At 62.3% G+C, this 18,816-nt stretch carries 21 protein-coding genes; 16 read left to right on the forward strand and 5 right to left on the reverse strand.

Annotation, left to right across the window (positions count from 1 at the left end; genetic code table 11):
- The first annotated feature begins 264 nt into the window (after window positions 1-264).
- From IT775_RS00690 to IT775_RS00700, 3 genes are read left to right on the forward strand one after another with little or no spacing between them, the layout of a single operon-like run.
- Window positions 265-663: a flagellar export chaperone FliS gene (locus tag IT775_RS00690; RefSeq protein ID WP_212699143.1), complete on the forward strand. Its 399-nt coding sequence runs from the start codon at window positions 265-267 to the stop codon at window positions 661-663.
- Complete coding sequence (locus tag IT775_RS00695; RefSeq protein WP_212699144.1) at window positions 660-983, forward strand: hypothetical protein; 324 nt, start codon at window positions 660-662, stop codon at window positions 981-983. Before IT775_RS00690 ends, IT775_RS00695 begins: the two co-directional genes overlap by 4 nt.
- Window positions 984-994: 11 nt before the next feature.
- Window positions 995-1,219, forward strand: a complete 225-nt coding sequence (locus IT775_RS00700) for a hypothetical protein (RefSeq protein WP_212699145.1) — start codon at window positions 995-997, stop codon at window positions 1,217-1,219.
- A gap of 4 nt (window positions 1,220-1,223) precedes the next feature.
- On the opposite strand, the gene IT775_RS00705 is transcribed toward IT775_RS00700, so the two are convergent.
- From IT775_RS00705 to IT775_RS00720, 4 genes are all read right to left on the reverse strand, one after another.
- A complete protein-coding gene (locus IT775_RS00705; protein WP_212699146.1) occupies window positions 1,224-1,391 on the reverse strand; it encodes a hypothetical protein in 168 nt (55 codons plus the stop codon).
- An 83-nt stretch (window positions 1,392-1,474) separates the two neighbouring features.
- Complete coding sequence (locus tag IT775_RS00710) at window positions 1,475-1,963, reverse strand: hypothetical protein (RefSeq protein WP_212699147.1); 489 nt, start codon at window positions 1,961-1,963, stop codon at window positions 1,475-1,477.
- A gap of 20 nt (window positions 1,964-1,983) precedes the next feature.
- Window positions 1,984-4,338: a PAS domain-containing hybrid sensor histidine kinase/response regulator gene (locus IT775_RS00715; protein ID WP_212699148.1), complete on the reverse strand. Its 2,355-nt coding sequence runs from the start codon at window positions 4,336-4,338 to the stop codon at window positions 1,984-1,986.
- Window positions 4,331-4,807, reverse strand: coding sequence for a methanogen output domain 1-containing protein (locus IT775_RS00720; RefSeq protein ID WP_212699149.1), 477 nt, complete (start codon window positions 4,805-4,807; stop codon window positions 4,331-4,333). The genes IT775_RS00715 and IT775_RS00720 overlap by 8 nt, the downstream gene beginning before the upstream one ends.
- A gap of 277 nt (window positions 4,808-5,084) precedes the next feature.
- On the opposite strand from IT775_RS00720, the gene IT775_RS00725 reads away from it, so the two are divergent.
- Together IT775_RS00725 and IT775_RS00730 are read left to right on the forward strand one after the other, a co-directional pair.
- Window positions 5,085-5,471: a hypothetical protein gene (locus IT775_RS00725; RefSeq protein ID WP_212699150.1), complete on the forward strand. Its 387-nt coding sequence runs from the start codon at window positions 5,085-5,087 to the stop codon at window positions 5,469-5,471.
- A complete protein-coding gene (locus tag IT775_RS00730; RefSeq protein ID WP_212699151.1) occupies window positions 5,468-6,106 on the forward strand; it encodes a tetratricopeptide repeat protein in 639 nt (212 codons plus the stop codon). Before IT775_RS00725 ends, IT775_RS00730 begins: the two co-directional genes overlap by 4 nt.
- Before the next feature lie 17 nt (window positions 6,107-6,123).
- Here the strand turns inward: IT775_RS00730 and IT775_RS00735 are convergent, their stop codons facing one another.
- Window positions 6,124-8,430 (reverse strand): midas domain-containing protein, encoded by a 2,307-nt coding sequence (locus IT775_RS00735; protein ID WP_212699152.1) that lies wholly within the window; start codon window positions 8,428-8,430, stop codon window positions 6,124-6,126.
- 139 nt (window positions 8,431-8,569) lie between these two features.
- Here IT775_RS00735 and flgB point away from each other — a divergent pair, with 139 nt between their 5' ends.
- The 11 genes from flgB (at window position 8,570) to flgL (ending at window position 18,813) form a co-directional block, all read left to right on the forward strand.
- Window positions 8,570-8,953 carry a flagellar basal body rod protein FlgB gene (gene flgB / locus IT775_RS00740; protein ID WP_212699153.1) on the forward strand — a complete coding sequence of 128 codons (384 nt, stop codon included), beginning with the start codon at window positions 8,570-8,572 and terminating at the stop codon, window positions 8,951-8,953.
- Window positions 8,950-9,366 (forward strand): flagellar basal body rod protein FlgC, encoded by a 417-nt coding sequence (gene flgC, locus IT775_RS00745; RefSeq protein ID WP_212699154.1) that lies wholly within the window; start codon window positions 8,950-8,952, stop codon window positions 9,364-9,366. Before flgB ends, flgC begins: the two co-directional genes overlap by 4 nt.
- Window positions 9,363-10,034 carry a flagellar hook assembly protein FlgD gene (locus IT775_RS00750; protein ID WP_212699155.1) on the forward strand — a complete coding sequence of 224 codons (672 nt, stop codon included), beginning with the start codon at window positions 9,363-9,365 and terminating at the stop codon, window positions 10,032-10,034. The genes flgC and IT775_RS00750 overlap by 4 nt, the downstream gene beginning before the upstream one ends.
- Window positions 10,035-10,073: 39 nt before the next feature.
- Complete coding sequence (locus IT775_RS00755; RefSeq protein WP_212699156.1) at window positions 10,074-11,333, forward strand: flagellar hook protein FlgE; 1,260 nt, start codon at window positions 10,074-10,076, stop codon at window positions 11,331-11,333.
- 23 nt (window positions 11,334-11,356) lie between these two features.
- Window positions 11,357-12,124: a flagellar hook-basal body complex protein gene (locus IT775_RS00760; RefSeq protein ID WP_212699157.1), complete on the forward strand. Its 768-nt coding sequence runs from the start codon at window positions 11,357-11,359 to the stop codon at window positions 12,122-12,124.
- 96 nt (window positions 12,125-12,220) lie between these two features.
- Window positions 12,221-13,009, forward strand: a complete 789-nt coding sequence (flgG, locus tag IT775_RS00765; RefSeq protein WP_212699158.1) for a flagellar basal-body rod protein FlgG — start codon at window positions 12,221-12,223, stop codon at window positions 13,007-13,009.
- A 12-nt stretch (window positions 13,010-13,021) separates the two neighbouring features.
- Window positions 13,022-13,696, forward strand: a complete 675-nt coding sequence (locus IT775_RS00770) for a flagellar basal body L-ring protein FlgH (protein ID WP_218958508.1) — start codon at window positions 13,022-13,024, stop codon at window positions 13,694-13,696.
- Between the two features lie 67 nt (window positions 13,697-13,763).
- A complete protein-coding gene (locus IT775_RS00775) occupies window positions 13,764-14,861 on the forward strand; it encodes a flagellar basal body P-ring protein FlgI (RefSeq protein WP_373050416.1) in 1,098 nt (365 codons plus the stop codon).
- A gap of 12 nt (window positions 14,862-14,873) precedes the next feature.
- Complete coding sequence (locus IT775_RS00780) at window positions 14,874-15,206, forward strand: rod-binding protein (protein ID WP_212699159.1); 333 nt, start codon at window positions 14,874-14,876, stop codon at window positions 15,204-15,206.
- Window positions 15,203-17,530, forward strand: coding sequence for a flagellar hook-associated protein FlgK (gene flgK / locus IT775_RS00785; protein WP_212699160.1), 2,328 nt, complete (start codon window positions 15,203-15,205; stop codon window positions 17,528-17,530). Before IT775_RS00780 ends, flgK begins: the two co-directional genes overlap by 4 nt.
- A gap of 8 nt (window positions 17,531-17,538) precedes the next feature.
- Window positions 17,539-18,813 carry a flagellar hook-associated protein FlgL gene (gene flgL, locus IT775_RS00790; protein WP_212699161.1) on the forward strand — a complete coding sequence of 425 codons (1,275 nt, stop codon included), beginning with the start codon at window positions 17,539-17,541 and terminating at the stop codon, window positions 18,811-18,813.
- Window positions 18,814-18,816 lie beyond the last annotated feature (3 nt).

Here is an 18,816-nt window from a genome sequence, read left to right on the forward strand (position 1 = left end):
GTCCCCGGCCGCCTGATCCTGCATTCCGGGGCAGGGCGGTCGCGCCCGGACCCATCGATGCGACCGGTCACCAGCGCCCGCTGAGCACCCCATCCCGGCGTTGGGCCGCGACGCGCGGGCTCCGTCGTTTCGGGCCGGGTGGTCCCGCCGGGGCCGGGCTGCGCCCAAACCAAATCCTGATCCTGAAAAAAACGCTAAATAATGCGGGGCCTCGTGCCGTTTTCATAAGGGACAGACAGATGAATGTTACCAGAGGAACGCCCGATGACATTTGCTCGTGCTCGTAACAAGTACCGCCAGACCGAGACTTCGGGTATGAATATTCCTGACAACCCTTACCAGATCATTCGGGTGGTCCTGACCGAACTCGAGCAGTCTTTGAACGTCCTCAAGGCGGCAGAACAAGCAAAGAGCGACTATCCCCAGGATCACGTAAACAAATCGTTGCGCGCGATCTATCTGCTGCAGTCCAGCCTGGATTTCGAGCAGGGCGGTGATATCGCGACCAGCCTGTTCGAACTGTACGAGTTCTGCCGTCAGACGGTGTTGCGGGCCTTCCGCCGCGAAGAAGGCGCGCAGATCACCGACGCCGCCGATGCGATTTCCGGGATCCTCGATGCCTGGACCGAAATCGGGCCCCAGGTCGAAAGGCAAGCCGGATGAACGACGCGCCCACGAGCGAAGATCCCGGTGCGGATCTGCTGAAAGAATTCGAAGCGCTTCTCGTGCAGTTCGAACAGGCTGCCCGCGATGGTGATCTGGATGAATTCCGCCGTCTTGATCACGTCCTGCGCAGCAAGGCGCTGGCGGTGATCGGCGGTATGCCTGACATGAATCCGACCGACGATCGTTATATCGATGCACTGCGCGATGCGGTCGCCCGTCTTGGAACGGCGGCCGGCGAAATTCAGCAGGAGCGTAAGTTGCTCAAGGCAAGGCGCGAAGCGGACCAGCGGATCAGGCTGGCCTATTCGCGCAAATAGGGAGTTGTGAGATGAGCTCGCGAAACACATGCCAGCGGTGCCAATGGCTCCGGGCTTTCCTGGGCGCCGGTTTCGCCCTCATCGTGCTGATCGGGTTGCAGCCGGAAGCGGCCAAGGTCGTCGCTGCGATGATGCCCGAGCCCTTGTCGCTGGCAATCGGCGGCATGGTCCTTGGGGCAGTCGCCTTCGTGTTTCGTCTTTGGGTCTGGACCCGCCTGGTGAAACAGGAGGGCTGAGCGTTCAGCCCCGTCGTTGGTCGCGGGACTGCTTTTCCGCGTCCAGCGGCGACAGCAGGTAATCCATCGGCATCACGCTGCGCTTGGCCGGGCTGTCATCAGCGCCGAAATGAACGACTTCGACCCCCATCTCGCAGGTATCGTAATCGGTCCGGGGGAAAAGGGGGGTCAAGCTTTGAGTGAGCATGGCAGATCCTTTGTTTCGTTCTGCCATGGTTGCTGCAAGTTTCTTGCCAAGTGTTCCGGTCGGCCGGCTCAGGTCACGGCAATCAGTCGCAGAATCAGCACTTCGAGCACCGGTTCGGGTATGTCCTCGGTTGCCAGGGACCGATTGAGCGCATCCCGTGCGAAGCCGGGAAATTCCGTCTGGAAGGTTTCGACATCGGTGATGGTGGGGTCTTCGATCAGCAGGCGGATCGCCTCAGTCACCGAGGGGACCAGCTGTTCGGAATTGATCCGCAGCAGGTTTTTGATTTCCACCACGCTTTCTTCGCGAACGGCGAGCCCGATCTCGAGGTTCAGCGTGGCGCCCAGACGGGACGCATTGGCGGTCATCTCGATCGGGAAAGTCACATAGTGACGATTCCGGTCTGGATTCTTTTCTTCGGCCTCGGCCTGAATTTCGGCCAGCGACACGGTGATCGGGTTGGCGAAAATGAACAATCCGCCGGCAAATGTCAGCGTCACGGCCAAGAAGGCGGCTGTAGCGGTGCCACCATTTTTGGGAACAGGAAGAAATGGCATGTCGATTTCCTTTCCGGCGCTCAAAGCATGGCCAGGGCGAGGCGGGTTTCTTCCAGAAGATGTTCTGTCGCATCCAGCAGGACGGGCAGGTCGTCGAGCAGTCTTTTTTGCGCGAGTTCTTCTATCTCGAGGAAATTCTGGTTCAGCGCGACGGCGCCGACGGTGGTGACCGTGACGCTGGCCTTGCGCGACATTTCCACGATGTCGTCGCAGGCAGAGGCATCAAGCGCGTTGCGCAGGTGATCCAGCGTGGTCAGGCATTCCTTGTGCAGCTGGTGGACGAAAACGGACCAGTTCTCGCCAGCGATCTTGGCAATCTGCCGCGACACCGATTTATCCAGCAGATCGGGTATCGGCCCCGGTTCCGGCATATCGGGCGCCGGGGGCGCGCTGCCGCGGACGCGATGGATGATTTCATAGAGCTGTGGCCGGCGCAGCGGTTTCACGTAGACCTTTTCCATGCCGGCGATACCGGCGCGTTCGCGGGTTTCTGAATCGCTGAACCCGGTCAGCCCGAAAACAGGCATGTCGGCGTGACCGGGCTGCGCCAGCAGCTGCCGGGTCGCCTCCAGCCCATCGATCCCGGGAAGGCCGACATCCATCAGTACCGCGTCCACGTCGTTTGTCCGGATCGCCTCAAGCGCCGCTTCGCCGCTATCGGCGCAGTGCGGAATGCACCCTTCGCTGTGCAGCAGCTTGACCATCAGGTCGCGGTTCAACGGATTGTCGTCCACCACCAGAACCCGGAAGCCTTTCGTTTCCGGAGCAGGGATTTCGGTTTCGTCGCTCGCGGATTTCACTGCGGCATCGGGGATGGCGAAACTCAGCGACACCCGGAATTCAGTGCCGGCGCCGACGGTGGAACTGACCCGGATCGAGCCGCCCATCGCATCGACCGCGCGCTTTACGATGCTCAGGCCAAGACCGGCGCTCTGTGCCAGGCTGTTGTAATCGGAATTGCCGGTTTCGAACGGGTCGAACAGCCGGTCGATTTCATCCGCGGCGATGCCCTTGCCGGTGTCGGCGACGCTCATCTCGATGGCCAGAAACTGTTTTTTTCCGTCGTTTTTCGTGACGCGGTCGCAGCGTGCGGTCAGCGTGATGTGGCCCGTGTCGGTATATTTCACCGCGTTGCCCATCAGGTTCTGCACCACGCGCTGAAACAGGTGGTGATAGCCGGCGACCTGCTGATCGGACTGGCAGTCAAGGGCCAGCCTGAGTTCCAGCCCCTTCGCCTCGGCTGCGATCCAGCTTTGGTTGGCCAGCCGGGTCAGTACCTGGCTCGGGTTGAACGACGAAACCGGATGATCCTTGATCGGGCGCATGTCCATCCGGACATGTTCCAGCGTGTTGTTGATCTGCTCCAGCGCGGTGTCGGAGGATCCCCGGATCAATTCCATCAGCTGCCGTTGTTCCGGTTTCAGGTCATTGTTCTGCAACAACAAATCGACCGCGGTAGCGATCGCCCCGAGGGGGGTGCGCATTTCGTGGCTGACGGTGGCGAGGAACCGGGTCTTTGATTGTTCGTTGGCGCGCGCGATGTCGCGCGCGGCTTCGAGATATTGCGACCGGTCCAGCGCGTCGCGGTACTCGGTGCGGGCGGTTATATCGCGCATCACCACTACGAATTGCCGCGAACCGGGTTCGTCGGTCGGGGTGAAGGTCACTTCGACCGGGTAGCGGTCGTGTTCGACGCTTTCGACATAGACCTCGAGCGGCGTGCCGGACACCTTTTCGAGAAAGGCACCGGGGTCCGCTGGCGCTTCGAACGGGGTTTCTGCCCCGTGCAGCGCCGCGCCCATATCGACATAGCTGAACAGCGATTTCCCGATCAGATCGGTAACGCCCAGCATCTTGGACAGCGATGAATTGGCCATGGTGAAACGGCCGTTCGACGCAACGGCGCCGATGCCGTCCACCGCACTGTCAAGGAACTGCCGGAAGCGCTTGTCGCTGCGCTTGCGGGCGCGGATGGCGCGTTGCAGTTGCGAACTTTCCGACCGCAGCCTCTGGTACTGGTCCTCGACATCGCCGGGATCAAGACGGGCCAGCACCAGCGGAACCGCGCTCCGGGCGGGCAGGCGGGCCATGCGGCCGCGAATGCCGAAGCTCTCGCCATCATTTTGCTGCAGCACCATCCGGCCGATCTTGGGGTTGGTGGATTTCGCACTGCGGCGCAGGAATTCCGCGTTCTGCGGCCATGTCCGCAATCCGATTTCGAATTGATCGGCCGGGCATAGCCGTTCGGCAGCCCCATTGCTGAACACGACTTTGCCGTCGACCGTCAGCAGGTAACACGGGTAGACGTCCAGCGCTATGATATCAGCATAGCGCGCGAGGCTGTCATCGTGTTTCACGGTCTCGATCTTAGTCATCGGCGAAATACTCGAGCCCCGGCGTATCGTTGTCGTCAAGCGACACGTTCACGCGGCACATCGGATGCCCGCGCGCGATCGTCTGTTCGAGATGAACCTTGGCGTAGCCCGCGCTTTTCGACGCCAGGTGGCCCAACAGGTTCGCCGTCACCATGCAAATCGATGGCGTGCCGTTGATTTCCGGACCGAAAGGGCAGGTGCGGTTTTCCAGAAGGATCCGGTTTTTGGACCGTTCGACAATTGCGAAGTCGGCGCCGATCCCGGTTTCGACATCGACGAGCATTTCGGGCAAGGTGTCGGGGTGGAGCGGCTCTGCTCCTGGTTGAGCAAAATGCTCGTCATACAGGTCTTGGCCCAGTTCGGCGCCGACGGTGCTCAGGAACGCCTCGGCCTCCTCGATCCCGGCAACAGTTTCCAGAGTATGCGTGAGATGATGGAGGGTGTTGGCTAAAAAGCGTTTTTTGGTCATCACTTAGTGCTTTCTTCCATCATCGGGGCGGTTTTTCGCTTTTCCAGAGCAATCCACCATTGTGCAGATGGTGATCGAGCGGCGCCGCTCTTTCCCAACACCTTGAATAATACCCGCATTACGTGTCAAGCCTAGTCTGTTTAGAGCAAGTAATGTGCCAATTGAAGCGACAATTTGTCGATTTTCGGCTGATATCTTGTCATCCGCTAAGATGAATGACCGCGCCGTCGTTTTACCTAGTGAACCTTCAGGGCGAGATTCCAAAAGGACGAAGTGGATGTCATCGAAAAAGGTGCGATCGCTGACGCGCAATCTGGGCCAATACCGCATGGTGAATGCGCGCAATGACGAGGAAAGTCAGGATTTCCAGCTGGTCCGGCAGGAAACCCACTTGTCGAACGTGTCACAGGTCGAACGCTTTCTGCCGGACATCCTGGGGCGGGCTCTTGCGCGGTGCTGGATCGACAAGATGTTCCGCCAGAGTTTTTACATGGGCCCCAAGGAAACGCTGGCCGACTACCATGTCTTTCTTCCTGAAGACATTAGCGTGTCGGTTGAAACCGATCCCGGTGAGCGCTCCAAGGTCGTTGTCTATGAACATCGCCCCGGTGAATTGCCGAAGCGCGTGATGTATCTGCAACTGGTGATGATGGCCGGAAGATGAACTGGAAGGGCGCGCATATCCTGGTTCTGGGCGCAGCGCTGTCAGCCGCGGCGCAACCGGCGCAGCCAAATGCCTTCGCCGAGGCGGTCCAGGCCGCGCGCGAGGGGCAGGCGGCGCAGGCGGTCAGGATGTTCCGCACCCTTGCACAGGATCGCAATGGCGAGGCGCAGTACAACCTTGCGGTCCTCTATGCACGCGGCACCGGTGTGCCCCAAAGCGCCGAAATGGCGCTTTACTGGGCCTGGCGTGCCCGCTTTTCCGGCGTGAAAAAAGCCAAGATGTTGACCTCCTACCTGATGCGGGGCGCCACGCCGGACCTGATGAAGAAGGTACAGAAACGCCTGAGCGAGGATCTGATCCAAAGCATCAATGACGGCCACAAGGAAGCGATGCTCGCCCTGGGCCGGGTTTACCTTGAACTGACCGATCCGGCGGACCCGGAACTGGCGCTGGTCTGGTTCACCATCGCGGCCGCGCTGCAGCAGCCCCATGCCAGCACATGGCGCGACGTGGTGGCGCGCAAGCTGGACCAGGAACAGCGCCTGACCGCGCAGGAACGCGCGGCGAACCTTTATCAGCAGTGGTGTGACGGACACGGCCTCGATCACCCTGACCTGTGCAGCTACAACAGCTGAGGGCTGTGTGCGCATCCTCACGGCTCCCTCTTGGGAAACAACCGATAGAGGTCATCGAGCGTGGCCTTCTTCTTGCCTTCGGCAAATGACGCGGCGACGGGCTCGGCGGCGGTTGGTTGCGGTTCTGTCGCTTCGGGGACGTGTGCTGCGGTTTGCGGTGCCGGTACCTCGTCTACGACGTCAGGCTGCTGAACCTCCGACCGGCCGGTGACGGCGGTGGAATCTTCCGTGGGCACCGCCGCGTCGGATTCCGGTAGCGGTGCCGTCGGTTTGGAAGTCTCCTGCGCGTCATCCCCGGCGGTGGCATCCAGCGTTTCGGGCATCGCAGGCTCGGAGCTGCGGCCCATGTCGGTGTCGATCTCGGGTCGATCAGCCTGTGCGGTCACGGCTTCCGGGGCAGGTGCGATCTCTGCGTCGTGCGCGCCATCGTCTACCCCACCGATGTCTCCCGCGCCATTGTCTGCCGCTGCCATCAACGCGTTGAATTCCGAAAAATCCGGTTCTTCGCTCGCTTCGGGCTGCGCCGTGGCCGGCGCGGTCCCGGCCGCTTGCGCATCAGGGGGCGACTGGGGTTCAGAGGTTTCCTGCGCGGGGTCCTGCGCCACTTCGGGTTCTTCGGAAGGCGCGGTATTTTCTTCCGGGGCCATTTGTTGCGCGGCGGCCCCCATCAGGGCTTCGAATTCGGAATAATCCGGCGTGTCCGTGTCGCCGGTATGGTCCTCTGGCGCGACCGGTTCGGGCGGGGGCGGGGTATCTTCGTCCTTGGTTCCGGCGGCGGCGTCCGCCTCGCTGTCGTCATCCGTCGGCATGTCGATTTGTGCCGCCTCGGGGGAATCCGCCGGATCATCCAGATCAGACAGAGCCGACAGCATCGGGGACAGGTCCATGATGTTCCCGCTGTTGCTTTCCTCCTGACCAGTGAAGTCTTCGACTGTCGCGTCCTCGTCGCTGCCCGTCGGCGCAGACATCGAAGCCATCGAAGTGCCTTCGTCCGGTGCCGTTTCGGCCTGCGGAACGGGCGCCATGTCGGTGTCGTCGTCGTCGACGAGCGCCACCATCAGTTCAGATACATCGTCGCCGATTTCGTCCGGCGCGTCGTCCAGCGCGTCGGAGTCCGCAGACTCTGGTGCGTTGTCCGCATCCGGGGCCTCGTCCTCTTCATCCGTTTCGCCGGTTTCCGCCGCATCGTCCGACAATGCGTCCATCAGGGCGGCGAGGTCGTCTTGGTCCGATGTATCCTCTTCCGGTGCATCATCCAGCGCGTCGGGGTCCGCAGGTTCGGGTGCATTGTCCGCAACCGGGGCCTCGTCTTCTTCATCCGTTTCGCCGGTTTCCGCCGCATCGTCCGACAAGGCGTCCATCAGGGCGGCGAGGTCGTCTTGGTCGGAGGTATCCTCTTCCGGTGCATCATCCAGCGCGTCGGGGTCCGCAGGTTCGGGTGCGTTGCCCGCAACCGGGGCCTCCTCCTCTTCATCCGTTTCGCCGGTTTCCGCTGCATCGTCCGACAAGGCGCCCATCAGGGCGGAGAGGTCGTCTTGGCCCGACGTGTCCTCTTCCGGCGCATCATCCAGCGCATCGAATGCCGAGAGGTCCGGAAGGTCGCCTTTCTCGCTCGGGTCGTCTTCGCCGGTGGCGGGTGGGGGCGCTTTATCCGCTTTCGGCTTGCCGGATGGGCTGTTCATGCTCATCGAGGTCATCAGGGCCGAAAGTTCGTCCGATCCGTCGTCGTCGGCTTCGGCTGCATCGTCAGTCCCGCCCAGATCGTTCAGCGCAGACAGGTCCGGCATTTGGATCGCTCCGTCGGATTTGTCCGAGCTGCCGGGGGGCGGGGGATCGGTTTCATCGCTTGGCGTGGCCTCAACGGTGGCATCGCTGTCGCCGTCATCGTCGTCAATCGCCAGCAGGGCATCCATTTCGCCGAAATCGATACCGCCCGATGGCTTTGGGGCTGCCTCGGCCGGTTCCGTCGCCTTTTCCGCTTGCGCCGCGCCGCTTTCGACGGCGCCGAACAGCGCACCGAGATTGTCGAGATCGATCGCGGTGACCTTGCCTTTGGCTTCTTCCTTTTTTGGCGTCTCCTTGGCGGGTTCTTCTGCCTTCGTGCCTTTCGGTTTCGGCTTGCGCTTGCGGGGCGGACGTTTGGGTTTCTGGCTGTCCTGCAGCAGCTTGATCCGCGCCTGTAGCAGCAGAATGCGGTTTTCAACCGAGCTTTCGTCAGCCGCCGCGTCTTGCAGCGCTTCAGCGGCTTCGGCCGGCGACAGGTCGTCGACCGCTTTCAGAATTTTCGCGATGACCGGCGGTACACGTTTCTTTGTCCTGGCCATTTTCGTTCCTCGCTTCGCTCGGTTGGCATCGTCCTTGCAGGGATCGTTTCGGTTGGCGACCCGCCGGACAGAGCGAAGTTTGCAAGTATCGCACCAACCTGGCCTGTCGCCGAAAAAAAGCAGGAGAAAGAGGACTAAGATGTCTGCCATCCGCGATCACCTGAACGTCCATGCCCAGGCGTTGCAGTTGCGTGAACAGCGCAACGGCGTCCTGGCTTCGAATATCGCCAATGCGGCGACACCGGGTTTCAAGGCCCGCGACATCGATTTCACAACGGCGCTGAACGAAGCCATCGGCAACAGCGAAATGGCGGTGACGAATGCCGGGCACATCCCGGTCGCGGGTAATGGCGGCAACAACATGCTCTATCGCGATCCGACCATGACGTCGCTTGACGGCAATACCGTCGAACTGTCGGTGGAGCAGATGGAATTTGCCGAAAACACCCTTCGCTACCAGTCCAGCCTGGAATTTCTCAACAGCAAGATCCGCGGCCTGCATCAGGCGATTAGAGGTGAATGACCATGACGATGAATGTCTTTGATATCTCCGCGCGCGCGATGTCGGCGCAGATGATGCGGCTGAACACCACGGCCAGCAACCTTGCCAACGCCAATACGGTCAGCACCAATGAAGAAGACGCCTATCGCGCCATGCGCCCGGTGTTCGAAACCGAATACGCCGACCAGATGAAGCAGTCCGGCTTGGCCACCGTGAACGTGACCGACGTGGTGTCGCTGGATCGGGAAGTGTCTCGCAGTTTCCAGCCCGATCATCCGCTCGCCGACCCGGAAGGCTATGTCTACGAGGCGGCGGTCAACACAGATGAGGAAATGGTCGAGATGATGGAAGCCAGCCGCCAGTACCAGAACACGCTGGAAGCCGTTTCCACCATCCGCAACCTGATGGCGAAGACGATGAGGATGGGTCAATGAGCGTCGGGAATATCGGTGGCTATAGCGGTTTGCGCAGCACCAGCGACATGGCTGCGACGAACGCCACGTCCAGCAAGACCGCCGACATGGGCAGCGGCGATTTCTTGACGCTGCTGACGACGCAATTGCAGAACCAGGACCCGTTCCAGCCGATGGAAAACGGCGAATTCCTTGGCCAGTTGGCCCAGATGTCGACGGTGCGCGGGATCGATGACCTGAACGCGACCCTGTCGACAATGGCGACGCAGATGAGCGGCTCTCTGATCAGCCAGGCCTCGGGCATGCTGGGCCAGGGCGCGCTGGTGACCGGATCGCTGGCCCGCCCCGATGAGCAGGGCACCGTCGCCGGCCGCGCCAATCTGGAAGAATACGCCGATACGATGGTGATCGAATACACCGACGCGGAAACCGGCGATGTTCTGCACAGCCAGTCCCTGACCGACCAATATGCTGGCCCGGTTGAATTTTCCTGGGATGGCGCCCCCACGGACGGGCGCCAGATCCGGATAAAAGTGACCGCCGCGAATGCAGATGGCACGCTTGATGCATCAACCCAGGTGTACGCCAGGATCGAAGGGGTCGAAGTGGATTCAGTGTCTGGGGAAATGACGCTGCAGATCCAGGATTACGGGGCCTTCCTTGGCTCGGAAATAACCGCTCTGCGCTAAGCGCGGGTACCAGATAGTTCGCAACCGAAGAGGACGCAAATGACCAGTTCTATTGCATTGTCGGGTCTTAACGCCGCACAGGCCGACCTGAGGACGACGTCGAACAACATCGCCAACACCAACACGTATGGTTTCCACGCCAGCCGTACCGAATTTGCGGACCTGTTCACGCGCTCGGCCTATGCCGCTTCTGGGACCGAAAGCGGTTCTGGTGTCCGGGTTCACACCGTGCGCCAGAGCTTCAAGCAGGGCCCGGTGAACCAGACCGCCAACACGCTTGACTTGGCGTTGCGCGGGCAGGGGTTTTTCACCATCAGCGACGCGGTGTCGGACGGCAACCTGAGCTATACCCGGGCTGGTGCTTTCGGCGTGGATTCCGAAGGTTACCTGGTGAACGCCTCGGGCGGCTACCTGCAGGGCTACCCGACCAACAGCGATGGCAGCATCTCGAACGAATTGTCGCTGCAGCGGATGCGGATCCCGCCGACCAATGGCGAGCCGAAGGCTACAACCGCGGTCGATCTGTCGGTGAACTTGCCGTTCGGCGCCGAAGGGGCCGGCAACCAGGATGCGGTGCCGCCGAGCAACGCCTTCGACCCCGCCGACGACACCACCTTTGCCGCCGAGGCCGCGGTGAACGTCTGGAACGATCTGGGCGAAGCGGTCCCGGCGAAGGTTTTCTTCATTCAGGTTCAGGAACCCACCGCGGCCGATCCCTCCACCATCTATGAAATGCGGATGGAAGTGGATGGCGAGGTCCTGACCACCACGCCTGCGACCGCCGCGCAGATCAACTTCGACGAATACGGCACCCCCACCACAGCCATCGCGCCGATGGCGTTTTCCAGCACCAGCTGGAATCTCAACCTCGACCTGACCGATACCGAGATGAGCAACGAGAGCTTCGAGGTGTTGGCCAGTACCCATGACGGCGAGCGTCCGCGCGGCCTGTCGGGTCTGGAATTCGGCGACGATGGCGTGGTCTGGGCGTCCTATGCGGGCAACAATTCGATTTCGCTGGGACAACTGGCGATCGCCAACTTCCCCAACGCGCAGGGGCTCAAGCAGCTTGGTGAATCCAGCTATTCCCAGACCGTTGAATCAGGCGCGGCGCTGATGGGGCAGGCGGGGTCCGACGGGTTCGGCAAGATCGAATCCGGCGCTCTGGAAATGTCGAACGTGGACCTGACCTCGGAACTGGTGAACCTGATCTCCGCGCAGCGGAACTATCAGGCATCGGCCAAGGCACTGGAAACCTCGAATTCGGTAACCCAGACCATCATGAACATCCGTTCCTAATCCGGTAACGCCAGGCTGATCCCATGGACCGTATGATCTACACGGCGCTGAACGCCCTCACCAACCAGAGGGACCAGCGCGTCACGCAAGCGCAGAACTTGGCCAACCAGAACGTCCCGGGCTACCGCCGGGACCTCAACAACGATGGTAAAGCCTTTTTTGCGGATGCGCTGAATACGGAAATGGTGCGTGCCTTCCAGACAGAAACGGGGCCGGCCGGGTTTTCCGAGGAATCCGGCCCCCTGCAACAGACCGGCGAAGCGCTCGACATCGCCGTGATCGACGATGGTTACTTCTATGTCCGGCCCGACGGGATCGGCGACCCGGCGCTGTCGCGGCGCGGCGACATGCGCCGGATGGCGGATGGCACGCTGGCCAATGGGGCGGGCGACATGTTGCTTGATGTCAACATGAATCCGATCCAGGTGCCGGTTTACCGGGAAATCCAGATCACCGATATCGGTGAAATCTGGGTTGATCCGATCGATGCCGATCCCAATGAACCGCCACTTTTGGTTGGCACACTGGCGAGCGTCATTCCCACTCCGGATCAAAAGTTGCTGAAGGGCGCTGACGGCCAGATCCGCAGCCCCGACGGCACCGTTCCGCCGCCCAACCAACTGGCCAAGCTGTCGCAGGGCGTGCTGGAAGGCAGCAACGTGAACACGGTCGAGGAACTGGTCAATTCGATCGAGATGCAACGCAGTTTCGAACTGGGCATCCGCATGGTGTCCACCGCCAGCAAGATCGACGAAGCGGGCGCGCGCCTGCTGCGCAGTCCCGACGCGTGATGCGCGTCACTTAAATACGCCTGCAATCCTGCTTGGCACGGCACTTGCACCTGTAATGGCAACACAGGTCAGAAAGCCGCCCAAAGGAGGATTGGCATGTCAACCAATGCAATGCACGTGGCCAAGACAGGCCTCAACGCCCAGCAATCGCGGATTCAGGTGATTTCGAACAACCTGGCGAACGTGAACACCACCGGGTTCAAGCGCGACCGGGCGAATTTCGAAACGCTGCTGTATCAGACGTTCCGTCCGGCAGGGGCGCAAACGTCGGAAACCACCAACCTGACGGCAGGGTCCGAAGTCGGTACCGGCGTGCGCATGGTCAATACGGAAAAGATTTTCCAGCAGGGTCCGCTGATCCAGACCGACAACGCGATGGATCTCATGATCGAAGGCGACGGGTTCTTCCAGGTCCTGCTGCCGGACGGACAGATTGGATATACACGCAACGGCACCTTCGGACGCAATGCCGAGGGCTTTCTGACCACCGCCAGCGGATATTCCGTCCAACCGGAAATCCTGATCCCCGAGGACGCCACGGATATCAATATTTCCCAAGACGGCATCATCAGCGTCACCCAGCCGGGCAACCCCGAGCCACAGGAAATCGGTCAATTGACCCTGGCCCGTTTCGTCAATCCGCGCGGGCTGACCCCGATCGGCGAAAACTTTTCCGTCGAAACCCAGGCCAGCGGCCCGGCGGTCGTCACCGCCCCGATGAACGAAGGCACCGGCAAGCTGATCCAGGGAGCGCTCGAGGCGTCGAACGTGAACGTGGTGCAGGAACTGGTGGAAATGATCGAGGCGCAGCGTGCCTACGAGGTGAACTCGAAGTCGATCTCGGCCACCGACGAGATGCTGCGGTTCCTGTCCAACAAGCTGTAAGGAGAGACGGCAATGAAAATCACCAAGGTCCTGGCCCTGCTTTCCGTTCCCGCCGCGATGGCCGTGTCGGGCTGCAGTACCGAAATGGAGGCGGCGGCCTCGGCGGACTGGGAGCCGGTTTATCAGGAACCGGCGCCGCAGACGACCAGCCGGATGGCCAGCGGGGCGATCTTTTCGGGTGGCCAGATGGGGCTGTTCGCGACCGACCGCCGCGCCGCGCAGGTCGGCGATATCCTGACCGTGGTGCTGAAGGAAAAATTCGCCGCCAGCAAGGCGCAGGTTGCTTCGACCTCGAAAAAGGACCGCTTCGCGCTGAACCTGCCGACCGCGATTACCGGCAACTTCGACAGCGACGGCCTGTCGGCCGGGACCGAGCGGACGTTCAACGGCAACGGCCGTGCCTCCCAGTCGAATTCATTGACCGGGCGGATGTCCGTGACCGTCGTGCGATTGATGCCCGGCGGCAACCTGGAAGTGCTGGGGCAGAAGAAGCTGACCCTGAACAATGGTGATGAATACGTCCGCATTCGCGGTGTCGTGCGCCCGGCTGATATCAGCGCCGACAACACGGTGGATTCGGATCGTCTTGCCAATGCCGAAATCAAGTATGTCGGCGCCGGCGACGTTGCCGCCAGCGGCAAGAAGGGCTGGCTGCGGCGCGGCTTCGACGCCGTTTCGCCGTTCTGATCCAGAAGAGGTATCCGCGATGACAAGCCACCCGATGACGCGCAAGCTGATCGCCGCCCTGATGACCATGGTCTGCATCTTCGCGGGCGCGGTCATGGCACAGGCCGACCGGATCAAGGATCTGGCCTCGGTCGCGGGGGTGCGCAGCAATGCGCTGGTGGGCTACGGGCTGGTGATGGGACTTGCCGGGACCGGCGATGGCGGGTCGCGGCTGACCCAGCAGTCGATGCAATCGCTGATCTCGCGCCTGGGCCTTGATACCGATCCCGGCGATCTGGATACCAAGAACGTGGCCGCGGTGATGGTCACCGCCGACATGCCGGCTTTCATCAAGCCGGGCCAGTCGCTGGACGTCACCGTGTCGACCGCCGGCCGCGCGAAATCGCTGAAGGGCGGCACGCTGTTGATGACGCCGCTGATGGGCGCCGATGGCGAGGTTTATGCCATCGCGCAGGGCAACCTGGTGGTTGGCGGTCTCGGGGTCGAAGCCGGGGATGGGTCTTCGTTGATGGTCAATGTTCCTACCGTCGGCCGGGTGCCGGGCGGGGCAACCATCGAACGGATGGTCGAAACGCCGTTCCTGGAATCGGAATACCTTGTGCTGAACCTGCATCGCGGCGATTTCAGCACCGCCTCGGCCGTCGTTGACGCGATCGACGACATGTTCGGCAAGGGCGTCGCGGTGGCGCTAGACGGTACCTCGGTACGGGTGCGTGCGCCGGCCGACCCGGCGCAGCGCGTGTCCTTCATGGGGTTGCTGGAAAATATCGAAGTGGTGCCGGCCGAAGCGGCGGCGCAGGTGATCGTAAACGCCCGCACCGGCACCGTGGTAATCGGCGGCTCGGTCCGGGTGACGCCCTCGGCAGTCAGCCACGGATCGCTGACCGTGCGGGTGAACGAGGATTTCAACGTCGATCAGGGCGCGACGGTGATCGGCGGCAATGGTGAAATCATTGTGGCCCCCGGCGAACCGGTGGTGACCCCGGATTCCCAGATCTCGGTGAGCGAGGAAACCAATCCCGCTTTCGTCTTCGATCCCGGTGTGTCGTTGTCTTCGCTGGTCGATGCAATCAACGCGGTGGGCGCCAGCCCGGCCGATCTGGTGGCGATCCTCGAGGCGCTGCACCGGGCCGGGTCGCTGCGCGCAGAACTTATCATTATCTGAGGAGCCCTTGTCATGACGCAGCCGCTTTCTCTGAACACGTCGCTTCCGGGGCTTCAAAAACCGGCGCAATCGGATGCCAGGCCCGCCGAGCCGAGCCGCGACATGGCGCGCATGCAGCAGGCCGCCGAAGGCTTCGAGGGCCTGTTCTTGCAGCAGATGATGAAGGCGGGGCGGGCGGCGTCGCTGGGCGACGACCTGCTTGGCGGGACCGGGACCGAGCGGATGCAGGACATGCTCGACACCACGCTGACCGAAACCGCGTCCGGCCGTGCCGGGCTGGGGCTGGCGGATGCGATCGTGCGCCAGTTCACCCCCTTCGTGAAAGACAAGGCGGGTAACGCATGAGCGATTTCCTCAACATCGCCAAATCCGGCATGGTGGCCAGCCGCGTGGCTTTGACCACCACCAGTGAAAACGTCGCCAATGCCAATACCGAGGGGTATTCACGCCGCGAGGTCATCACCAGCGAAGTGTCCGGCAGCGCCGGCAATCCGCTGTTCAGCGCGATCAACGGCAACGGGGTGATGATCGAGGACGTGCGCCGTGCCTTCGATGCACTGGTGGCCGGCGAAGTGCGCCGGACCGTTTCGGCGCTGTCTTCGTCGGAAACGATGGTGCCGGCGCTGGAGCAGCTGGAAAACCGGATGCTGCCCGAAGCGGGGGGGATCAAGGAAACCCTGGCCGATTTCTTCGACGCGGTCGAAGGTCTGGCCGGCACGCCCGATGACAACGGGTTGCGCAGCGTGTTACTCAATACCGGTGAATCCTTTGCCGGCGCGGTGGCCGACATGGCCGACAACATCAACGATCTGGCCACCTATCTGCAGGGGCAGGGGGAACAGGTGGTGGACCGGGTCAACGGCATCCTGAAGGAATTGCACCGGCTGCAGGAACAGATCGGCGTGTCCACGGTGCCGGGGGCCAACAATTCGGTGATGGACCGGCGCGATCAGTTGCTGACCGACCTTTCCAAGCTGGTCGAAGTCCAGGTCGAATATGGCGAAATGGGCACGGCGACCGTTACCTTGGGCAATGTGCCCGGCGGTCCGACACTGCTGGATGCCAATGGTCCGGCGCGGGTGTCGATGAACAGCGGCCTGGCCCTGGTCGTGCGTCCGGCCACCGCCGCAAGCGCGCCGGATGAAACCCAGACCCGCGCGGCTACCGGCGGCCGTCTGCACGGTCTGGCCAGTGCCCTTGGCGCGGTCACTGCCACCTTGGACGATCTGAATGACTGGGCCGTGGCGCTGACCGAGGAAATGAACGCGGTGCACATGGCGTCGCGCGACGAAAACGGCGATCCCGGAACCCGGCTCTTTTCGCTCAACGGCTGGGAGGCGGAACCGGCCCCGGCCAACCGTGGCACCTCGATCGTGAGCACCACCGAGGTTCTGGGCGAAACGCCGCCCGATGGCGATATCAAGCTGGTGCGGGACGAAGCCGCGGGCCTGTGGCAGGCCTTTGACGAAACCGGAGCCCTGCTGGGCAGCGGCACCAACCAGGTCGTATTGCCCGGCGTGGTCATCGACCTGAACGGCCCCCCGGCCGAAGGCGACGTGATCAACCTCAGGGCCACGCATGGACAGGCGCAGAACATGCGTTTCCTGCTGCAAGATGCCGGGCAGATCGCGACCGGTGGAGGCATGACGGTGGTGGCCTCGGCGGCGAATGCCGGCGATGCCGAGCTGACCGTCGCCAGCGCCGATATCGGCAGCACCGGTTTGCCGCTGATGTCCGACATCCTGCCCGGGGATGGCAGTTCCACGACCCTGATTTCCGACGGTGTCGTGGGGGTGATCCCCGCCAGCGCCAGCGAATTGACGCTGGCCAGTCTCAGCACCGGCGGCACCCCGTCCGACATCATGATCTTCACCCGCGAAGGCACCCAGATCGCCGGTCCCGCACTGACCGCGGCCGAAGCGGCGGCGCTGATGACCACCGCCAACGGGTTCGCATCGGGCGCGATCTATGACGGCACGCTGAGCGGGCAGGCGGACAATTATCTTGGCACGCAGTTGTCCACCGACGGCAGCAGCGCTGATGCGCAGTGGTTGCGTTTGACCGACCTGCCTTACGAGGATCTGATCGTGGTGGCGGGGCCGGGCGATCTGGAGATCGGCGGCAACATCACCGCGGGCGACGGCACCGAACCCGATGACCGTTCGGTCCGGCTGGAAGTGATCGACGCGGCCACCGGCGAGGTGGAGCTGACCGATCAGGCCACCGGCCACCGGCTGGGCGGCGGCATCCTGGATGCCGACGGCAATGTCGAGATCGCCGGGTTCAGCCTGACCCTGAGCGGCGGCACGATCCAGAACGGCGACCTCTACGATGTTGGCGCCACCACCAGCGGCAGCGGCGATGCCCGCGGCCTCAACGCGCTGGTGGCGCTGCGGATCCGCGACACCGAAACCGGGATTGGCGGCTACGACGCGAAGTTCACCGAGTTGCGCACCGAGGTCGGTGGCATGCTGGCGGCGGTGCAGACCAAGGAAGAGGTGGACCGCGCCCGCTATGAATCTGCTGAAATCGCGCAATCGGCTGCGTCCGGGGTCGATCTCGATTCCGAAGCGGCCAACCTGATGAAATACCAGCAGGCCTATCAGGCCAATGCCCGGGTGATGTCGGTGGCGCGCGATATCTTCTCGACTCTAATCAATAGCCTCTGAGGTGAAACATGACGATCGGGACTTCTCTTCAACACAGCCTCGCCCAGAAGCATTTCACCCGGCTGGATACGGAAATTTCCAGCCTACAGTCGCAGATCTCCTCGGGTAAGGCGGATCCCCGCTCCTCGGTCGATCCTGTGCGCGCGCTAAACATGTCGGCGGCGCAGGACCAGAAAAGCCTGCTGGAACAGTTCAGCCTGAACCTCGAAACCATTGACCGGCGGCTGAGCCTGTCGGACACGATGCTGGGCGAGGTCGGAAACATCCTGAACCGGTTTTCCGAAATTGCCATTCGTGGCGCCACCGCGTCGGTAACCGATTCCGAACGCGAAGCGCTGCGGATCGAAGCGGTCGAACTGCGTGACAACCTCGTGCGTCTGGCCCAGGCCCGCGACGACACCGGCCGGGCGCTGTTCGGCGGCTACCAGACCCAAGGCGATGCCTTTTCCGACGATGGGGTCAATGTGGAATATGTCGGCGATACCGGCCGGCATACGCTGCGGGTGTCAGAAAACACCATGCTGGCGACGTCGCTGCACGGGCAGGAAGTTTTCATGGAGATCGAAACCGGCGGTCCAGGCGGGACCGAGACCCGTGACATATTCTCGATCGTCGAAGACACGCTGAACACGCTTACACTGGGCGGCGGATCGCGGATCGTCGCCGCCGGGGCCGCGGATGAGCTGCGGTTCCAGCCGAACGGGGCGGCCGGGCAATACACCATGACCATCGAAGGTCCGTCGGGAAGCGCGACCATCACCGCGCCCTACATGGCCAGTTCCCCCGACGCGTTGCGCGACGCGATCAACGCGGCCAGCGCGACCACCGGGGTCAGTGCTGTGATCGATCCCACGGATCCGACCGCGCTGCGGCTCAGCGGCGCGGGCGATATAAACCTGTCAAACCTGCAGATCGAAGGCGGCGGGGCGCGGCAGACCAAGCAGGTCAGCATCGTTCCGATGACCGGCGGGGTCGAGGGCGACCACATGGTTCTGGTTCCCGAAAGCATGTCGTCCAGCGCCCAGATCGACGCGATCAAGAACGCCATCGAACATATCGCGGACCAGCGCGCCGAAGTCGGTGCGATCCAGCAGGTCGGCGAACGTCAGAGCAGCGCGCTCGACAACCGGATCGAAATGGTGGAACGCGCGCTTGCCGGTTACGAAGGGCTGGATATCGCCGCCGCGCTTACCGAGTTGCAGGCGTTGATGATGAACCGCGAAGCGGCGCAACAGACCTATGCCAAGATCTCGGGCAGGACACTTTTCGATTTTCTGGGGTGATGA

The organism is Thalassovita aquimarina, assembly GCF_018219815.1.
Taxonomy (GTDB): domain Bacteria; phylum Pseudomonadota; class Alphaproteobacteria; order Rhodobacterales; family Rhodobacteraceae; genus Thalassobius; species Thalassobius aquimarinus.

Coding starts and splice junctions, on each gene's coding strand:
- IT775_RS00690 (WP_212699143.1), top strand. CDS start 265: ATGACATTTGCTCGTGCTCGTAACAAGTACCGCCAGACCGAGACTTCG.
- IT775_RS00695 (WP_212699144.1), top strand. CDS start 660: ATGAACGACGCGCCCACGAGCGAAGATCCCGGTGCGGATCTGCTGAAA.
- IT775_RS00700 (WP_212699145.1), top strand. CDS start 995: ATGAGCTCGCGAAACACATGCCAGCGGTGCCAATGGCTCCGGGCTTTC.
- IT775_RS00710 (WP_212699147.1), bottom strand. CDS start 1,963: ATGCCATTTCTTCCTGTTCCCAAAAATGGTGGCACCGCTACAGCCGCC.
- IT775_RS00715 (WP_212699148.1), bottom strand. CDS start 4,338: ATGACTAAGATCGAGACCGTGAAACACGATGACAGCCTCGCGCGCTAT.
- IT775_RS00720 (WP_212699149.1), bottom strand. CDS start 4,807: ATGACCAAAAAACGCTTTTTAGCCAACACCCTCCATCATCTCACGCAT.
- IT775_RS00725 (WP_212699150.1), top strand. CDS start 5,085: ATGTCATCGAAAAAGGTGCGATCGCTGACGCGCAATCTGGGCCAATAC.
- IT775_RS00730 (WP_212699151.1), top strand. CDS start 5,468: ATGAACTGGAAGGGCGCGCATATCCTGGTTCTGGGCGCAGCGCTGTCA.
- IT775_RS00735 (WP_212699152.1), bottom strand. CDS start 8,430: ATGGCCAGGACAAAGAAACGTGTACCGCCGGTCATCGCGAAAATTCTG.
- flgB (WP_212699153.1), top strand. CDS start 8,570: ATGTCTGCCATCCGCGATCACCTGAACGTCCATGCCCAGGCGTTGCAG.
- flgC (WP_212699154.1), top strand. CDS start 8,950: ATGACCATGACGATGAATGTCTTTGATATCTCCGCGCGCGCGATGTCG.
- IT775_RS00750 (WP_212699155.1), top strand. CDS start 9,363: ATGAGCGTCGGGAATATCGGTGGCTATAGCGGTTTGCGCAGCACCAGC.
- IT775_RS00755 (WP_212699156.1), top strand. CDS start 10,074: ATGACCAGTTCTATTGCATTGTCGGGTCTTAACGCCGCACAGGCCGAC.
- IT775_RS00760 (WP_212699157.1), top strand. CDS start 11,357: ATGGACCGTATGATCTACACGGCGCTGAACGCCCTCACCAACCAGAGG.
- flgG (WP_212699158.1), top strand. CDS start 12,221: ATGTCAACCAATGCAATGCACGTGGCCAAGACAGGCCTCAACGCCCAG.
- IT775_RS00770 (WP_218958508.1), top strand. CDS start 13,022: ATGAAAATCACCAAGGTCCTGGCCCTGCTTTCCGTTCCCGCCGCGATG.
- IT775_RS00775 (WP_373050416.1), top strand. CDS start 13,764: ATGGTCTGCATCTTCGCGGGCGCGGTCATGGCACAGGCCGACCGGATC.
- IT775_RS00780 (WP_212699159.1), top strand. CDS start 14,874: ATGACGCAGCCGCTTTCTCTGAACACGTCGCTTCCGGGGCTTCAAAAA.
- flgK (WP_212699160.1), top strand. CDS start 15,203: ATGAGCGATTTCCTCAACATCGCCAAATCCGGCATGGTGGCCAGCCGC.
- flgL (WP_212699161.1), top strand. CDS start 17,539: ATGACGATCGGGACTTCTCTTCAACACAGCCTCGCCCAGAAGCATTTC.